The organism is Lentibacillus sp. JNUCC-1 (assembly GCF_009741735.1).
Taxonomy (GTDB): Bacteria; Bacillota; Bacilli; order Bacillales; family Amphibacillaceae; genus Lentibacillus_B.
Genome location: NZ_WHOH01000001.1, coordinates 2,011,073 through 2,027,678, shown reverse-complemented (window position 1 = coordinate 2,027,678; position 16,606 = coordinate 2,011,073). Strand labels below are relative to the sequence as shown.

Sequence of the window (16,606 nt, the reverse complement as noted above, 5' to 3'; positions counted from 1 at the left end):
CGTTTTCTATGATGGGCAGGGCGCCCCATTTGCCGAGTTTGTGGGGACCAGTTCGCCGGTACCTTTCTCGTGAGGGATAATATGTTTGACGACCCAGTCGTGGGCCACAAGCCAGTTGCTGATAATTAAGCGATGACAGCGGGCCGGATGGCGTTCAGCACAACACATCACTGTTGGATGCTCTCCGGCGATCTTCATTAATTGTGCAACTCCCCGCTGGAAGTCAGCAGAGAGCGTATAGTCAGCGTAATTATGAAAGGACTGATTATTCCAGCCGGCATTTAAAACAGGCGAAACGGGCTCAGTGGTCTTTCTCCTACCGCCAAGCTCTGGTATATGCATGTACCCAACTCCAGACTCAGCAAGCCAATCACCCATCACGTCCTTTGAAAATTGGGGGAACTTCCTACTTCCCGGGAAAGCTCTTATGTCCACTACCATCTTAATCTGCGCTAATTCCAATAGATTCATAAATTGTGCTTCCGAGTGCGAATAATGACCAATCGTGTAGATCTCCATGTTTATCAACTCACTTTCTCTTAACTCTTTACCTTCATTATTCACTAACAAAACGCCAAACCTGATGTATTTGTGAACCTTCTGTAATACCCTTCACCCTTTTTGGAAAGGATAGTGACAAGGCATGAGATCATCAAGGAGGTCATAAATGTGGCAGACGATAAAAATAAACCAACAAATGAAAAAGATGGTGTTGATAAAGGGCGCCGGCAATTTATCAAAAATACTGGGATGGTAGCTGGTGGAGTTGTCGGGGTTCTCTGCTTGGCAGTTTGCTGACAAACCAATTCACAACAGATAATGCAGATGAGAAGCAGACAGATACTGAAAAAGCAGCTGATTTCCAAGAAGCACGGCAATTTTTCACACGTAATGAGGACTTTAATGCATTAAGCGCAGCAACTGAGTGCATTTACCCGAAAGATGACAATGGACCCGGAGCCGTTGAGCTCGGAGTTCCCTATTTTATTGATAAACAGATGGCAGGCTCATGGGGCACGAACGCACGAGATTACCGTCATGCGCCCTTTATAAAATTTCAACAGGTTGAAAGTATGAAAGGAAAATCAGAAGAACAAAGCCCGACCAACCCGCCTTATGTTGTTAAACATTCTGAAACAGAGCTGCAACGGCATCAGGCAAGGCTGACCAGAGGAGAAATATTTATTGAAGGGCTTAGAAAGCTCAATCAAGAGAGCCAAAAAAGGTTTAGCGCGCCTTTTTATGAAGCCGAAGAAGAACAGCAGATTGAGATATTAAAAGACATGGAGAGCGGAAACATCAAATTAAAGGGTGTCGCTGCAGAGAATTTCTTTATTCTGCTCAGGCGCATGACTTTGGAAGGCGCTTTTTCTGACCCATTATATGGCGGTAATCGAAATCTGGCGGGTTGGAAAATGAAAGAGTTTCCGGGGGCACAGGCATCCTACGCCAATATTATCGAAAAAGATGAATTTGTAAAGATGAAACCGGTCAGTCTGACGAATTACCAGGGACACTAATAAAAAGGAGGCACACTCAAAATGGCAACAAAACTCGACAAGGTCGATGCGGTTATTGTAGGTTCAGGGTGGGCCGGCGGCATTGTGGCAGCCGAGCTTTCTAAAAAAGGATATAAGGTGGTTGGGTTGGAACGCGGGGCAGATAAGAAAAGCGAAGATTACATAGGCACCAAGGATGAGCTTCGTTTTTCAATGCGGTACGAAATGATGCAGGACCTAACAAAAGAAACGATCACCTCAAGAAACGGGGCTGATCAAACAGCACTGCCTGTCAGAACGAACGAGAATGCCTTTCTCGGAACAGACACTGGCGGGGCCGGCGTTCACTGGAATGGTCACAATTTCCGTTACCTGCCGTATGACTTTGAGATTTACAGTAAAACGGTTGAGCGTTACGGGAAAAATAAGATCCCAAAAGGTATGACGCTGCAGGACTGGGGTGTCACCTATGATGATATGGAGAAATACTATGATAAATATGAAAAAATGGCAGGCATATCAGGAGAGGAAAATCCGATTGGGCCATACCGTTCTGACAAGTTCCCTAATCCGCCAATGAAAGACACACCATCGATAAAACTATTCAAACAAGCAGCAAAAGAGCTGGGTTATCACCCCTACCAGATTCCATCCGCCAACGTCACACAGCAATATGAGAACCCAGACGGCGAAACCATAAATGCCTGTGTTTACTGTGCATTTTGTGAAACGTACGGCTGTGACTTCGGTGCCAAAGCAGACCCTATTATCACGGTGCTTGCCACCGCTAAAAAAACCGGAAACTATGAACTGCGTAACGACGCATATGCCACAAAAGTGATTCATGATGGTGAAAAAGCGACTGGGGTTTTATATATGGACATTCGAACCGGTGAGGAATTTGAACAACCGGCAGACATCGTCGTTCTGGCAGGGTTTGTGTTTACAAATACCAAGTTATTGCTGACATCAAAAATCGGCAAGCCTTATGATCCCAAAACAGGAACAGGTGTGATTGGAAAAAACTTCACCGGGCACTTCAGTAATGTGACTTACCTGGGTGCAAGAGGATATTTTAAGGACAAGAAGTTCAATAGTTTCGCCGGTGCTGGGGCCCTTGCCTCGACCTTAGACGACTTCAGCGGCGATAACATCGATCATTCGGACCTCGATTTCCTGCATGGCTTTGAGCCGCACATTCGGGTTATGGGAGACAGGCCCATTGGAAATAATCATGTTCCTAAAGGGACCCCGTCATGGGGCAGAGAGTTTAAAGAGAAATCTCTTTATTATACAAACCGTAATTTATACGTCGACGCCCAGGCAGCAGCTTTACCTTGGGCTCATAACTATCTGGACCTAGACCCGACCTATAAAGATTTCGCCGGTAACCCTCTTCTGCGTGTCACGTATAAATACTCCAAGCAGGACATTAAACTGGGGCAGTATGCGATTAAAAGGGCGGCCGAAATAATGGAGAAAATGGGTGCTGATATTGTAGACGAGGATGAATTACCTGATGATACACAGTTCAATAACTCCTATCCCAATTCCCATAACGGTGGTGGTGCCATTATGGGGACAGATCCCAAAACGTCAGCTGTAAACACCTATTCACAAATGTGGGATATGGACAATCTCTTTGTAGTAGGATCGTCCTCCTTCCCTCACTTCAGCAATTATAACCCTACTGAAACCATTGGGGCATTTGCTTACCGGGCTTCAGAAGGAATGGACCAATATCTCAAAAACGGCAGCGGTCTGATCGAAAAACCGAGCGTTTAAACCAAAAATCAAGCTCCCCTAAAACAGGAGAGCTTGATTTTTTATTCATACTGATTTGTTTTGCTTTGCTTATGAAGTGGTGGCGGAATCAACCAACCTTTTTCCTTGTTCATTTTCAACAGCTTTGCACCCATCTGAGCTTTCTTCATGTGAAACTCACCGTACATCATGGCAATATCCTCTCTGATGCACTGTCCCATAAGCATACTATCTGCCACTAACCCTTGGGAAATATCTTTTGAAATGGTGGCTGAAATCTCGGGATCCATTACCCTTGCACCAACCGGAATATCCTCTCGGTTGGCTTCAGAACGTTCGGGCGGGGCTGCAGGCAAACCCACACTATTTCGTTTAAGTAAGTCTTCGTTCTCCTTTATACCAGGCTTGATGACATTATCCACCATGTCTTGGATGAACTTTTTCAAATCTTCATCACCCGCATGGTTGTAATATACTTGATAAGCGGCCAGTTGACCTTTTGCAACTGACAATGCTGACCAGACACCGAATACCTCACCATAATGCATCGGCTCTTCTTTTGGATTACTGCTAAACATACCCATTTGAACATCCTCCTGAAATTGTGTCTTATTCATTGCATAGGATAACCAACCTGCATCATTTTATTTATTCCGCAACCAAATTTTTATTTGACCGTCTATACAACAGCGCTAAAATAAAGAGAGAGTATGTTCATTTTTACAGGGGCTTAAGCAATTGGGGGAGAATGCCAAACACCAAATTACTGAGTGGTATGACGATTACAGCTTATCACTGTTCAAATACATATTGAAAATGATTCATGATGCCCAACAGGCTGAGGATTTGACGCACGATACATTCATTAAAGCCTATACATATGTGATGAAAGGTAAAGAAGTCACGTATCCAAAGACGTTTTTATATCGGACTGCCCATAACTTGACCATTGATCACATCCGCAAACACAAGCCCATCCAGATGATTAAGGACTTCTTCAGCAACAGAGAAGATCCTGGACCATCTGTGGAAAAACTGGTGGAAATACGGGAATCATCTCAAGAACTTTTCTCAGCCTTATCGAGACTGAAGCCAAACTACCGCCAAGTTATTATTTTACGCCGTATTGAGGTGTTTTCAGTTAAGGAAACTGCGGAGATTCTGGACTGGTCAGAAAGCAAAGTGAAATCAACACTATTTCGCGGCCTGCAAAAATTAGAAGAAGAACTCCAAAAAGGGGGTGTCATGAATGAAACGCAATAACAACCTCGATGAGAAACTGCAGCAACTGAATGAAGATATTCAGTGGAGTCCCAGAAGGCAGCAACGCATCAGGCGCAAAGTTATTAACAAGATGAATAGGGACAACAAAATATTTCCGCTGGTTTTAAAACGATGGATGCTCCCGGCTTTTTCACTGTTTCTGCTCGTTGGTATTGTAACGACACTGGCGTTGAGCGAGTTTAGCAGTCAGGAAGTCGCTGATGAAGGGCGTGTGATCAACAGCCATGGAAATCACTCTGCACCTTCCACAGCAGAAGATGAAGATACCGTCGAAAGCGACACTGAACAAACAGATCGCCCAAAACAGGCTCAACAAGACCAGGATCAAGCCGAAAACAGCACCGAAAACAGCTCCCCAACAAACGAACCGAATGACACCGGGCCGATTGAGGCAGAAGCTAATGAAAAACAAGAAGTCACCTTAACACAAGAAGAAATCATGCAAGTCATCAAAGGGCAGATGAATACGAATTTGAATATTCTTCTTCCTACAGAAATGCCTTTGCAAGATGGCTATCATTTAACAGCAACGACGAGCACTGACGCCACAAGCTATACGGTTACTTTTTTCGAACATACAGAGCCCATCCCCATTAATAATAAGTTATTGTACAGTGATGATAATCCTGCCAAGGTAATTGCCCGCTTAAATGTGCAGCAATATGCTACACAAGCAGAGTCCGATGAGGAAATTGGCTATGAAGATTTCACCGAATCCGGCGGCAAGGCAATTGAACTTGGTTCGGAAACAACAGGATATCAGGATGGCGCTGCCGGCAGTGTCTTCACAAGCTGGAACGTCGGACGCTGGTCACTGGCCGTGAAGGCTCGCAGTCAGGAGGCCGATACCGGCTTGAGATATGCTAAAGATACCGTAGATTATCTTACTAAAAAAGCACTGCCCATACCAAAACAACATGGCTATGCGCACCTTGACCTGGGTAATAATAACACGCAAATCAAATGGCAAAAGGAAGATACAGTATATACAATCGATCAAACAACCGAACCAAACATTGCTTTAATGATTGCCGTTCAATTTAACTAGATTAATTTAAAGGAGTTCAGGAAAATGATCAACAAACGCCTCATATTGATAATTATAATAACCGCTGCATGTGCTATTTCGGCAGCTTGCCAGAACAAGGCTGAAGACTCAGGAGCACAAGATAAGCAGACAAATACAGCGGAAGCTTCTTCTGTTGAAAACACAGTCGAAAGTGCCCCTGCACACGAAGATAATGAAACGGCTGAAGAAGATGCAAATTCTAATAAAGCGTCCACTGACAACAACGTCACTCATGAAAGTTCCGTCAATGACAGCTCTCAAGCAAGTCAAAAAGATGTGTATCTCAAAAAATTAGATAACCTCAAAAGAGACATGACAACTATGCAGGAGAATGAAGACAGTTCCACGACATATGCCTTGAAAAAAGTGCAAGGCGATCGATACGATGAGTGGGACGCCATGCTTAATGAGATTTATAGCGTACTGAAAGAACAGCTGTCGGAAAAAGATATGGAGCAGCTTAAAATTGAACAGCGTAAATGGATCACACATAGAGATGATGCCGCTAAAGAGGCCTCTCTAAAATACAAAGGTGGCACACAAGAACACTTGGAATACGTTATCGTTCTGGCAAATGTCACAGAAGAGCGATGCTATGAATTGGTTAAGACGTATATGTAGTAAGAACCGCGGCTTAAGGGCTTAGCAGATTGCTAAGTCCTTTTTCATACGGCATTACACTACACTTTTATTTCTCTTCTGCAAGTTGTTTTCAAAGTGATCACAACACTCACGATACTGAGCAAAGTCCCTATGACCGCAACAGCTGTCATCCCTATAGAGCTAACTAAAAGAAAACTGATAGGGATCGTTCCCATAAATGAAATCACTATGAAAAACTGATATACCGCTGAAATAATCCGTACGACACGATGACCGAACAAAGACAAGATCAGCGGCGGTAAAAAAAGCACCACGATCATACCGATAGACAGCGATAAACCAATAGGCTCATCATACGATACTGAGTTAGGCCCTGTTGGGTGCTTTGCTGCCAGCAATACCGATCCAACTGCCGCAATCAAGGTTAACACAACCATCAAAAAACGCTTAAACATTGTTATCCCCTCTTCACTATCTGTACTTTACTCCATCGTACTGTAGAAGGGTAATTCTGGCAATGTACCTAAGTTGTATTCCAGTCTAAGCCCCGAGACTTACCATAAATTCACAAAAAACCCTTGGGGAGATAAGATCCCAAGGGTTTAAGTTACGTACTGCTAAACGACGTAATCATTTAGCTATTCCACAGTAACCGACTTAGCCAAATTTCGTGGTTTATCAACGTCACATCCACGATAAAGGGCTGCATAGTAGGCGATAAGCTGCATCGTCACAACAGAAACGAGCGGTGTCAACAGTTCATGAACTTCAGGGAGGACAAATGCATCTGTTTCTTCATCAAGGCCTTTCGTGGAAATCACCATCGTATTGGCTCCGCGAGCCGCAACTTCCTGGACGTTCCCACGTATGGCGTAATTCACATGCTTCTGGGTTGAGAGCGCGATGACAGGCGTGCCTTCCTCTATTAACGCAATCGTGCCATGTTTTAATTCTCCTCCAGCAAAGCCTCCTGCCTGAATATAGGAGATCTCCTTCAGCTTTAATGCTGCCTCAAGTGCGACATAGTAGTCTGTACCCCGGCCGATGAAGAATGCATTGCGGCTGACGTCTAGATACGCTTCAGCCAGATCTTCAAATACCGCTTTTTGATCTGTCAGCATTTCCATGGCATTGGCGGCAATAGCCAGTTCTTGAAGCGGATTAAAACCGAGTGTGATATCTTTTTTGGTCGCTGTATCAACTGCCAAGATGGCCAAAACAGCTATCTGTGCCGTGTATGCTTTCGTCGAAGCCACGGCAATCTCCGGTCCTGCATGCAGGTGGAGGGTATAATCTGCCTCACGAGAAAGGGTAGAACCCGAGACGTTGGTTATCGTCAAGGCCTGATGTCCCATTTCTTTCACCTTGACCAGAACTGCTCTGCTGTCGGCTGTTTCGCCGCTCTGAGAGATGAATATGAATAATGGCTTCTCGGATAGCAAAGGCATATTGTAGGAAAATTCACTGGCCACATGAACTTCTATCGGGATTCGGGCCAGTTTTTCCAAAAATGTCTTTCCAACCAAGCCGGCATGGTAGCTTGTGCCGCACGCAATGATATAAATGCGGTCACATTGCGTCATGGCCTCACGAATTTCTGGCTCAAGACGCAGTTCATCATGCTCATTTTGATAGGCATTGATAATATTACGCATCACAATCGGCTGCTCGTCGATCTCCTTCAGCATAAAGTGAGGATAAGTCCCTTTTTCAATGTCAGTCATATCAATTTCAGCTGTATAGGGGATGCGATTAACCAGCGTTCCATCAAGCTTTTCGATCGTAACATGATGCCGCTGCACAAACACAATCTCTTGGTCCTCGATCTCAACATATTGATCCGTTTCCTTAAGCGTCGCCATGGCATCACTCGCGACCACGTTAAATCCATCACCGATTCCGATCAAGAGTGGACTTTTGTTTTTGGCCACGTATAGCGTACCCGAGTCTTCCTGATCAATCATCGCGATTGCATAGGATCCTTCTAAAATGCTGATAGCTTCCCGAAAAGCCGCTGCCGTTTGCTCATGCTTTTTGCTTATTTGCTCTACAAGCTGCACAATAATTTCCGTATCTGTACTACTCACTAAATCCACATCTTGCAAATAATCTTCCTTGAGTGCCTGATAATTTTCAATAACACCATTGTGAACGAGCGTAAACCGGCCTGACTCACTCTGATGCGGGTGCGCATTTGTCTCATTGGGCGCCCCGTGCGTTGCCCATCGCGTATGTCCAATACCCATTGTGGATTGAGATTGGCCATCGACGCGCTGCCGTAGCGCATCAATCCGCCCTTTCACTTTGAACTGTTCGGTGCCCCGCCCAGTAACAAGGGCAATCCCAGCCGAATCATATCCTCTGTACTCCAACTTTTCCAGCCCGTTCAGTAACACATCTGTCGCTTGATGCTCTCCAATATAGCCTACAATTCCGCACATAACTTTTGCCTCCTCGGAAAAAGGACAGCCAAACGCCCTGCTGATTGTTGTTAGCGGGGCGCTCGCAGCTGCCCCTTCTCGTGTGAATTAGTCTGCATCCTGACCTGCTCCTTTGGCCAATGAGTCGCCTCACTGTTTTAAGAACAAGCCCTTCAATTGGGATGCGGCAATTGGGAGGTACCCGCCGATCACTCGATCAACCTCCACCTCGTCGACTATTTTCCGTATCGTCTCTGAAAATAGTTCTGGCGCTTTAGGGTGTTGCTCGTCGTCAATGCTCCTTTCTGTATTTGAGTATGCCGTTTTTGGGAATGCGGCAGGGTTTTATTTTAAAGCACGAATAATGCTGCGGTCAATTGTTTTTTTGAGAGTGTTTGATCATAGTGAGGGAAATGGCTGATAAAGGATTATATTCTTTTGGAAGGTAAGAGGTGAATGAACCAGGCGATACATCGCTCGCCTGCCTGGCATCCCTCTACAATTAACCACCGTTAAAAAGAATACGGAGACAGATTGGTTTTAATGAACGTCCTTTTTATCTAGGCATATATTATATGAGATTAGTATAAAGGAGATGAAGCCGATGGAAAAATGGCTCAAGAGCTTAAAAACCAAAACGCCACAAGAGGGGTTTGAGCTGGCTATAACACTTTCGCAACAAGGCATAAAATATACACAGCCATCTGAAGCAATCAGAAAAAAACTGCGTCCGAAATACGCAAAGGATCCAGATAGTCTTATAGCAGCTTCCCATGTTATCGCTGTTAATTACCAAACAGTCGCAGCTGCTAATAACTATTGGAGAGAAAACCTAAGTTATTCTCTTAAATAACACTAAAGAGAGAGACCCTCTCCGTCACTTTCTCAAATCGACATCATACGACAAAATTCGGGAAGTGACAGGCACTTCTCTTACAAAAATCCCCTGCACGGTGTTTCATGCAGGGGGTTTTGTGGTTTCTATCCTTGATGCTCTCCTAAAAACTCGAGCATTCTTTTGTATACTTTTATCTCATTTTCTTTCTTGGAAAACCCGTGGCCTTCATCGTCAAGGACAAGGTATTCAACGTCACGGCCTTCATCTTTTAGCTTTGCAACAATCTGATCAGATTCTTCTTTGACAACACGGGGATCTTTAGCGCCCTGAATGACGAGCATTGGTTTTGTCATGCCTTCAAGATAAGTTACCGGTGAGTCTTTCTCGAACCGCTCTTTATCCCGTTCTGGATCACCGAGCCAACGTTCCATGATTGGCTTCCAATGTGGAGGAACTGAGTTCACAAATGTGAATAAATCAGACGGGCCGAAGATGTCGACAACGGCTTTGAAGTATTCGGAATGACGTCCATGCAGAAGCAGTGCCATATAGCCACCATAACTGCCCCCAACGAGGAACAGTTTCTCACGATCGGTAATACCTTGTTCAAACAGCCATTCAATGCCTGCAATACAGTCAAGGCGTGGTCCATGCCCCCAATCCTGTTCGACCAATTTCACGAAAGTCGAGCCGTACCCGGTACTGCCGCGGAAATTCGGTGCGAATATCGTATATCCTCTATTCAGGAAGCATTGGAACATGGAACGGAACATTTTCCGTTCAGCTGCCTGTGGTCCACCATGTGGCCAGAAAATCGTGTGACCATTGTCATTCTCCGGCTTGGCGCGGAATAGAAGTGCTTCCATTTCCATACCGTCAAAAGACGCATATGACACAACTTCCGGTTCAACCATATGTGACGAATCCAGTCCGAGTACGCGGTTATTCGTCAACGCCACCCAGTCTTTCCCATCTTTCAACTGATAAATATTAGGTGGTTGTGTAGCGCCGCGCCCCAAGACATACACTGTGCCGGATTTGGCGACATGAAACTGGTCGACAACATCTACGGGCATTTCCACCACGTCAACATCTCCACTGTCCAGGTTATAACGGTAGAGACCATCTGTTACGCCGTGTTCTGTGACAAGATGTAAGGTGTTGTGATCTTTATTCCATTTCATCTCTTGGATGCTTTCGTCCTCTATTTCAAGTTCAATTGTGTATGTTTTCGTGTTCAGATCAAACTTAGCAAGGTAACTGTGTTCAGAGTCATAGTCGGTCAAAAAGTAGATTGTTTGGTCGTCGGTGAAAATCGGGTTACCGGCTACATGGACAACCTCCTGGTCAGGTGTCAGGTTGAAAGTGCCTTCTTCTGTCTTCACAAAAGCCGTTACATATGTATTGGCAAATTGCTGATTGAAAACAAATGCTTTTTCATCACTGGAGACGGCAGCCAGTATTGTCGGAGCTGTTTCACCTTCATGCAGCAACTCATCCGCGCCGTCCTGCAATTTCCGGACACGTGTATTCAGAAATGACGAATTGCCTTCTGATGTGCAGTAATAAACGCGTTCGCCATCTTCTGACAATTCCGCGAAAAAATATTTCTCTTCCGAAGACCCTGTTACAAGCGCCTCAGGCAGTCCACCATCATATGGCAAGGCATAAATTTGATAATTTTCGTCCCCGTCATTGTCAAAGCCCGCTAAAACATAACGATCTTTCGGATCAAATTTAATGAAGTTACAGGATTCGTCTTTTTGGGCAAATTGATATGGAAACGTATCCGGCAAATCCATCGCCCACAAATTCATCTTCCCATTTAAATTCGTATTAAAAACCAGTCGCTCTTCATCACGACTCAACGCAAAATTTGTAATCGCATACGTCCGGAAAAACTGCTCCACCCTCGGCTTCGGAAATTCAATCATACATCATCCTCCTCAAATTAGATCTAATTTTAATGATAATATAACATTAGAGTTTTTTCTAATATTTCTCTAAAAAATTATATTTTTCATTTATAAACCATAATGAACAATCGACACAAACTACGATCCGAGAAAACTTGAAAGACTGGTTCTAACCATAATGAGAGTATCGTGATTTGCGCTCCGGGAAGTCGCTTTAACTTTATCACAGCTCAAGTGCGACATCTGTTCAAGAAAACCACTTTCACAGTGCCTTCTAGCCAAGGGGCCTGCAGGACGCAGGTCGTTCGATGTTGACGCAGGACGCGCCGGTTTTAATCGAACATCCCCTAACGCCTCCTTGCCCCGGCAAGGGGTATGTCGACGTTGTCCGCAAAGGACGGTCTTAGTCGACCATCCTTAATGTACTCGCTGTGGGGTCTTCGGACTCGTGCTGTTCCCACAGGAGTCGACTTCCCTCCGCTCCAATCACTCTATGTAATTCAAGGGCTTGGACGGCCCTGCACAAGAAATTAAGTGTGAACGTGAACACTTCTTGGGCTACCCACGAAAGCAAGAAGGAAGGTGAACACTTCTCACCAAGCTCGGGGAAAACACGGAGACTCCAGTGGGAGGATAAGCCTCGGTGAGACCCCGGAGGTCGATAGACCGAGGAGGCTCAGCAGCGCCCACTGGACGCGGAGTGTTTTCCCCGAGCGGTTGCCAGTGGCAGTCATAAAATCCCAAATTAAATCTAACTAGTTAGTTCGCAGTCTACTTATAAAGGGTAAATGGATCACACCAAAAGTCATGTCCCTGCGCTATCTTAAGGCTGTGATTTTGGCAAGGTTACATGGAAGGTGGAGCCTTTTCCAAGCTCACTTGTGACTGTAATAGTGCCATCGTGCACTTCAATAATCTTTTTCACAATCGACAGACCGAGCCCGGTTGAGTTCTCTGTCCGCGTCCGAGCCTTATCCACTTTATAAAACCGCTCAAACACATGTGTCAGTTCTTCATCACGAATCCCGATGCCTGTATCTTCAACAGTCACATACACCAGCGTCCGGTCCTCACTTGTCCTGACCTTGATGCTGCCCCCTTTATCGGTGTACCGAATGGCATTGGTCAACAAGTTCGTCCACACTTGCTGCAGCATCTCCGGATCGCCCGTCATCATCGCAGGAGCCAGATCCACCTCAACTGATAATTCCTTTTCACGCCACTGCCACTCAGTTACTGAAACAACGTCACGCAGCTGCTTTGCCAAATCAAACTGCTTCATGTTCCCTGTCGTATTATCCCGATCTAGAAATGACAATGTCAGAAGTTGCCGGCTCAAATTCGACAACCGTTTGCTTTCTTTTTCAATAATACCCAGATAATGCGCCCGCTCTTCATCTGTCATATCCTCTTCACGGATTGCTCTTGAAAAGCCTTGGATGGATGTCAAGGGGGACTGGATTTCATGTGATACGTTTGAGACAAATGTCTGGCGCTGTGCCTCTGTCTGCTGCAGACTGTCACTCATCCGTGAAAAGTCACGGGCCAGCCTCCCGATCTCATCACGCCGCTTTTCATCAAGCTTAATATGATAATTTCCGGCCGCGATTTTCTTTGTTGCAGCCGTCAGTTTCTTTATCGGATGAACGATGAACGTGGTACTCGTCAAGATAAACAAGAAACTGAGCAATAAAGTCGCAACCAGGATAACAGCTAGGAAAAAGCGCATTTCTCCAAACTGACGGGCAGCATTGGGCCTGACAAATAATGCCCGCTTTTCGCCCTCAAGTTCTACAAGGACCCCAATCGTATTTCTTAACTCATTATCAAAAAACCCCGTAACAAATAGTTGCCATGGGTAGTTTGCTACGCCGTGATATGTTTTCCCTGCAAGGACCTCTTCAATAATCCCGTCTTCCAACTCATATGACCTAAAGCGATCCCCAAACATTTTGCTGTCGCCATCGGGCTTCACAAGATAAAATTGATATCCCAGATGTGACAAGTCACGCAGATAATTGTTTTCATCAACGGCATCGCTTTCAATCATTCCTGCAACCCGTTCAGCAATACCGGTGATTTTTTCATCGTTCTGAGGTTTGAGTTCATAGTGGTAATACACGTTGGTCACCACAAAAGCAATAATCGCACTTGTGATCATAATGACCATAGTCGTGACAATAATTCGGATATAGAGTGTTTTCATTATGACCTCCCGTGCATGGTCAGTTTATAGCCGAGCCCTCTCACCGTCTCAATTTCAAAACCGCTGCCTTCATTTGCAAACCTCTCACGAAGCCTTTTAATGTGTACATCAATTGTTCGGTCACTGCCTTCATAATCCCTGCCCCACACAAGCTCGAGCAGTTGCTCTCGGGAGAAGATTTGCTCCGGATAACTGGCAAGCTGCGCCAAAAGTTCAAATTCCTTTAGTGGCAAAATCAGTGTCTTGCCATTTGATTCCACTTCATAGCTTTTTCGATTAATCGTCGTCTGGCCAACGTGAATGGCCTGTTCGTTCACCATTTGATACCGCCTGAGCAGAGCCTGGACTCGAAACAGGACTTCTTTTGGTTCAAAAGGCTTCACGACATAATCATCCGTTCCAGCTATAAAGCCTTTTTCTTTATCGGCCATTTCCCCTTTAGCCGTCAGCATGAGCACAGGGATATCATAATCTGTCCTGATTTCTTTGCAAAGCTCATATCCGTCAACATGGGGCATCATGACGTCAACGATAGCCAAGTGGCACTGTGTCTCCTCGAGCACGTCGAGCGCCTCTTGACCATCACCCGCTTCTACCGTCCTATAACCTTCTTTATGCAGATAAAATCTTAACAGCTCTCTAATATGAGGATCATCGTCCACGATTAATATGCTCAGCACGTTGCATCTCCTCTCCATTATCAAAGGCTAATATATGGTGATCCCTCTTTCGCTCAGCAAGCTTGTGAGCTCATGGTACTTATTCCGACTCAAAGGCAACTCAGTATTGTCTTTCAGCTGAATTGCATGTGAGCGGGTGTAGGCATCCGGCATAATGGCCTTAATTTGATGTATGGGCACAATAAATGACTGATGACATCTATAAAATCCATACGGCGCAAAGATATTCTCAAGATTCTTCATGGAGTCACTGGATTGAAAAGAGTCCTCTTTTTTACAGTTAATGTGAATCTTTCGGCCTTTTTTTTCAATAAAAACAATGTCTTTCACATTCACGATCCGGATTCCACCGGCGACTTTCATGCCAATTTTCTGATTTGGTTCTGATGGATTTTCGTGTTTGGTTTTCTGTTTTTCGACAAGCTGCATCGATTTTTCCAGACGAAAAAAGTCGACTGGCTTCGTTAGAAAATCCAAAGGGTGATGCTCATATCCCTCAAGAGCAAATCCGGCATGCCCTGTCACAAAAATAATCATAATGGCCGGGTTCAGTGATTGAATATGCCCAGCGAGTTGCAGACCATCGATGTCATCCATTTCAATATCCAGGAATATCAAATCAATCTGTTCAGTTCTCAGAAAACGCATCGCGGATTTCCCGTCGTTTACATCCCCTTCCACATGAATGAACGGAAAAGATGTAAGATGCATTATTAACGTGTTAATTGCATTTTGATCATCGTCGACAATTAGTGTTCTGATTTCCAACATCCATCACCTTCTCCATTCGAGTTATGTTTGTGTCAGTGGAATTCTTACAATCATTGTGAGTACACGATCGGTCAATTCAGGGAAAATGATACCGTTATATCGTGTTACAATTTTCTCAATGCCAACAAGACCAATGCCCTCATGTGTATTTTTTGTCGAAAAACCAGACGTGAACATTTGGCCCAGTTGATGTTCCTCTAATGTCGTAGGATTGGCTATTTTAAGGGAGATCTGACCATACTCCTGAGTAATCTCAACGTCGACCCAGCGCCCCTCTTTAATATGTTCGTCCACTTCTTCAATTGCTTTTTGAATCAGATTGCCCAGCACTTTATTCATGTCATAAACCGTGCAGGGCATGTCTTTTAAGTCATCCATAATTCGGAAATGCATCTTAATCCCTTTACCTTCTGCATTTCCACTTTGCGTATTCAACATGGCACTGATGGCGGGGTGCTTCAGCGGCAGAAGTTCATTCACCTGTTGGGCTGTCGAAACAACCTCATCAATATAGTCTAAACATGCGCCATATTCCTGACGGGTAATTAACCCATAAATCGAATTCAAATGAAAATTGAAGTCGTGGCGCTGTGAGCGGATTATAGCAAAAAAGGACAGCATATCCTGCTGATACTGTTTGTCCATATACAGCTGCACCTGTTCCATCTTGTGTTGAATCATCGCACGCAAGAAGAATAAAATCAGCCCGCACATGAACAAGCTCCAGAATGTGACGAATACACGATAAATCGGCGGAAACATGTCCCGTTCAACATTTGAAAAATATAAAAAGACATTAATTGACACCAGAATCACAATACTGAATACAAAGTGAAGCCGATAGGCGGTTATTTGACTTTCTTCATCTTTTTCCAGATAAAACAAATCACCCTGAATTAAGCGGGGCTCATTCTGATAAACGATATAAGAAACAAATATATTGTTCAGCATGACGAACAATGTCAAAACAAGCTGAATCATTCCGTCTTCTTCAATCCCGCTTACAGACAAGATCAGATCAAACAGGTTGTATTGCAGCAGCTCCACAAAACCCAGGTCATATACCACCCCGAGAAGTGCAGCTATGGTACTTTGAAGCCATGACAACTTCAAATAAACCGCCAAGATTGGAATCAAGGCAATATACACAACCGGCAGCAAAAACGATATGTCATGCATGAAATTAAGAACTTCCCAGACAATAGATGTTCCCAAACTGACCAAGATAACTTTTATAATATAAAAACGCGGGCGGACGCCCACGAGTGATAAACCGATCATCAAACTTGCAGCAATAAGCACCGCTACATTTAATACCGGAAGACTGCTCCAGTCCATAGAACCACCTGTATTATCATTTATATGAAATTATATCATACCATTCCAACCCTGACCTGCTTCAAGCACATGAACAAAAGTGGAAACGCCTTGGTCACCTCCGAAAATCATAAGCAAGAACGTGTAGTAGCGGTCTTTGCCACGAAGGTTATTGCTCATGACTCGAGGGGGTAGGCGTTGAAGCAGGACGCAAAAAAGACGACACCTGAAATTCAAGT

The 16,606-nt window shown here is 44.6% G+C and carries 17 protein-coding genes; 7 read left to right on the top strand and 10 right to left on the bottom strand.

Features of this window, described 5'->3' with window-relative positions; translation table 11 throughout:
* Window positions 1-6: 6 nt before the first annotated feature.
* Window positions 7-564, bottom strand: a complete 558-nt coding sequence (locus tag JNUCC1_RS09525) for a DUF488 domain-containing protein (RefSeq protein WP_331713690.1) — start codon at window positions 562-564, stop codon at window positions 7-9.
* A 105-nt stretch (window positions 565-669) separates the two neighbouring features.
* Here JNUCC1_RS09525 and JNUCC1_RS19035 point away from each other — a divergent pair, with 105 nt between their 5' ends.
* The 3 genes from JNUCC1_RS19035 to JNUCC1_RS09515 are packed head-to-tail and all read left to right on the top strand — an operon-like array spanning window position 670 to window position 3,284.
* Window positions 670-798, top strand: coding sequence for a hypothetical protein (locus JNUCC1_RS19035; RefSeq protein ID WP_269448148.1), 129 nt, complete (start codon window positions 670-672; stop codon window positions 796-798).
* Entirely contained in the window at window positions 792-1,520 is a 729-nt protein-coding gene (locus JNUCC1_RS09520) for a gluconate 2-dehydrogenase subunit 3 family protein (protein ID WP_231784102.1), read from the top strand. Before JNUCC1_RS19035 ends, JNUCC1_RS09520 begins: the two co-directional genes overlap by 7 nt.
* A gap of 21 nt (window positions 1,521-1,541) precedes the next feature.
* Window positions 1,542-3,284 carry a GMC family oxidoreductase gene (locus JNUCC1_RS09515; protein ID WP_156645191.1) on the top strand — a complete coding sequence of 581 codons (1,743 nt, stop codon included), beginning with the start codon at window positions 1,542-1,544 and terminating at the stop codon, window positions 3,282-3,284.
* A 41-nt stretch (window positions 3,285-3,325) separates the two neighbouring features.
* Here JNUCC1_RS09515 and JNUCC1_RS09510 read toward each other — a convergent pair whose 3' ends face one another.
* Window positions 3,326-3,847, bottom strand: a complete 522-nt coding sequence (locus JNUCC1_RS09510) for a DUF3231 family protein (RefSeq protein WP_156645190.1) — start codon at window positions 3,845-3,847, stop codon at window positions 3,326-3,328.
* Window positions 3,848-4,001: 154 nt separating this feature from the next.
* On the opposite strand from JNUCC1_RS09510, the gene JNUCC1_RS09505 reads away from it, so the two are divergent.
* From JNUCC1_RS09505 to JNUCC1_RS09495, 3 genes are read left to right on the top strand one after another with little or no spacing between them, the layout of a single operon-like run.
* Window positions 4,002-4,526 (top strand): RNA polymerase sigma factor, encoded by a 525-nt coding sequence (locus JNUCC1_RS09505; protein ID WP_156645189.1) that lies wholly within the window; start codon window positions 4,002-4,004, stop codon window positions 4,524-4,526.
* Entirely contained in the window at window positions 4,513-5,595 is a 1,083-nt protein-coding gene (locus JNUCC1_RS09500; RefSeq protein ID WP_156645188.1) for a hypothetical protein, read from the top strand. The genes JNUCC1_RS09505 and JNUCC1_RS09500 overlap by 14 nt, the downstream gene beginning before the upstream one ends.
* 24 nt (window positions 5,596-5,619) lie before the next feature.
* On the top strand, window positions 5,620-6,237 hold the full coding sequence (locus JNUCC1_RS09495) for a lysozyme inhibitor LprI family protein (protein WP_156645187.1): 618 nt from the start codon (window positions 5,620-5,622) through the stop codon (window positions 6,235-6,237).
* A 59-nt stretch (window positions 6,238-6,296) separates the two neighbouring features.
* On the opposite strand, the gene JNUCC1_RS09490 is transcribed toward JNUCC1_RS09495, so the two are convergent.
* On the bottom strand, window positions 6,297-6,674 hold the full coding sequence (locus JNUCC1_RS09490) for a hypothetical protein (protein WP_156645186.1): 378 nt from the start codon (window positions 6,672-6,674) through the stop codon (window positions 6,297-6,299).
* 183 nt (window positions 6,675-6,857) lie between these two features.
* Window positions 6,858-8,660 (bottom strand): glutamine--fructose-6-phosphate transaminase (isomerizing), encoded by a 1,803-nt coding sequence (glmS, locus tag JNUCC1_RS09485; protein WP_156645185.1) that lies wholly within the window; start codon window positions 8,658-8,660, stop codon window positions 6,858-6,860.
* Between the two features lie 583 nt (window positions 8,661-9,243).
* Between glmS and JNUCC1_RS09480 the strand changes: the two genes are divergently transcribed.
* Window positions 9,244-9,492, top strand: a complete 249-nt coding sequence (locus tag JNUCC1_RS09480) for a hexameric tyrosine-coordinated heme protein (protein WP_156645184.1) — start codon at window positions 9,244-9,246, stop codon at window positions 9,490-9,492.
* A 128-nt stretch (window positions 9,493-9,620) separates the two neighbouring features.
* On the opposite strand, the gene JNUCC1_RS09475 is transcribed toward JNUCC1_RS09480, so the two are convergent.
* The 6 genes from JNUCC1_RS09475 to JNUCC1_RS19030 form a co-directional block, all read right to left on the bottom strand.
* Window positions 9,621-11,411 (bottom strand): S9 family peptidase, encoded by a 1,791-nt coding sequence (locus JNUCC1_RS09475; RefSeq protein ID WP_156645183.1) that lies wholly within the window; start codon window positions 11,409-11,411, stop codon window positions 9,621-9,623.
* Between the two features lie 805 nt (window positions 11,412-12,216).
* Window positions 12,217-13,599, bottom strand: a complete 1,383-nt coding sequence (locus JNUCC1_RS09470) for a sensor histidine kinase (protein ID WP_156645182.1) — start codon at window positions 13,597-13,599, stop codon at window positions 12,217-12,219.
* Complete coding sequence (locus JNUCC1_RS09465; protein WP_331713689.1) at window positions 13,599-14,279, bottom strand: response regulator transcription factor; 681 nt, start codon at window positions 14,277-14,279, stop codon at window positions 13,599-13,601. The genes JNUCC1_RS09470 and JNUCC1_RS09465 overlap by 1 nt, the downstream gene beginning before the upstream one ends.
* 27 nt (window positions 14,280-14,306) lie before the next feature.
* Complete coding sequence (locus JNUCC1_RS09460) at window positions 14,307-15,050, bottom strand: LytR/AlgR family response regulator transcription factor (protein WP_156645180.1); 744 nt, start codon at window positions 15,048-15,050, stop codon at window positions 14,307-14,309.
* A 21-nt stretch (window positions 15,051-15,071) separates the two neighbouring features.
* Complete coding sequence (locus tag JNUCC1_RS09455) at window positions 15,072-16,388, bottom strand: sensor histidine kinase (protein ID WP_156645179.1); 1,317 nt, start codon at window positions 16,386-16,388, stop codon at window positions 15,072-15,074.
* 30 nt (window positions 16,389-16,418) lie between these two features.
* Window positions 16,419-16,547 carry a hypothetical protein gene (locus JNUCC1_RS19030; RefSeq protein WP_269448147.1) on the bottom strand — a complete coding sequence of 43 codons (129 nt, stop codon included), beginning with the start codon at window positions 16,545-16,547 and terminating at the stop codon, window positions 16,419-16,421.
* Between the last annotated feature and the right edge of the window lie 59 nt (window positions 16,548-16,606).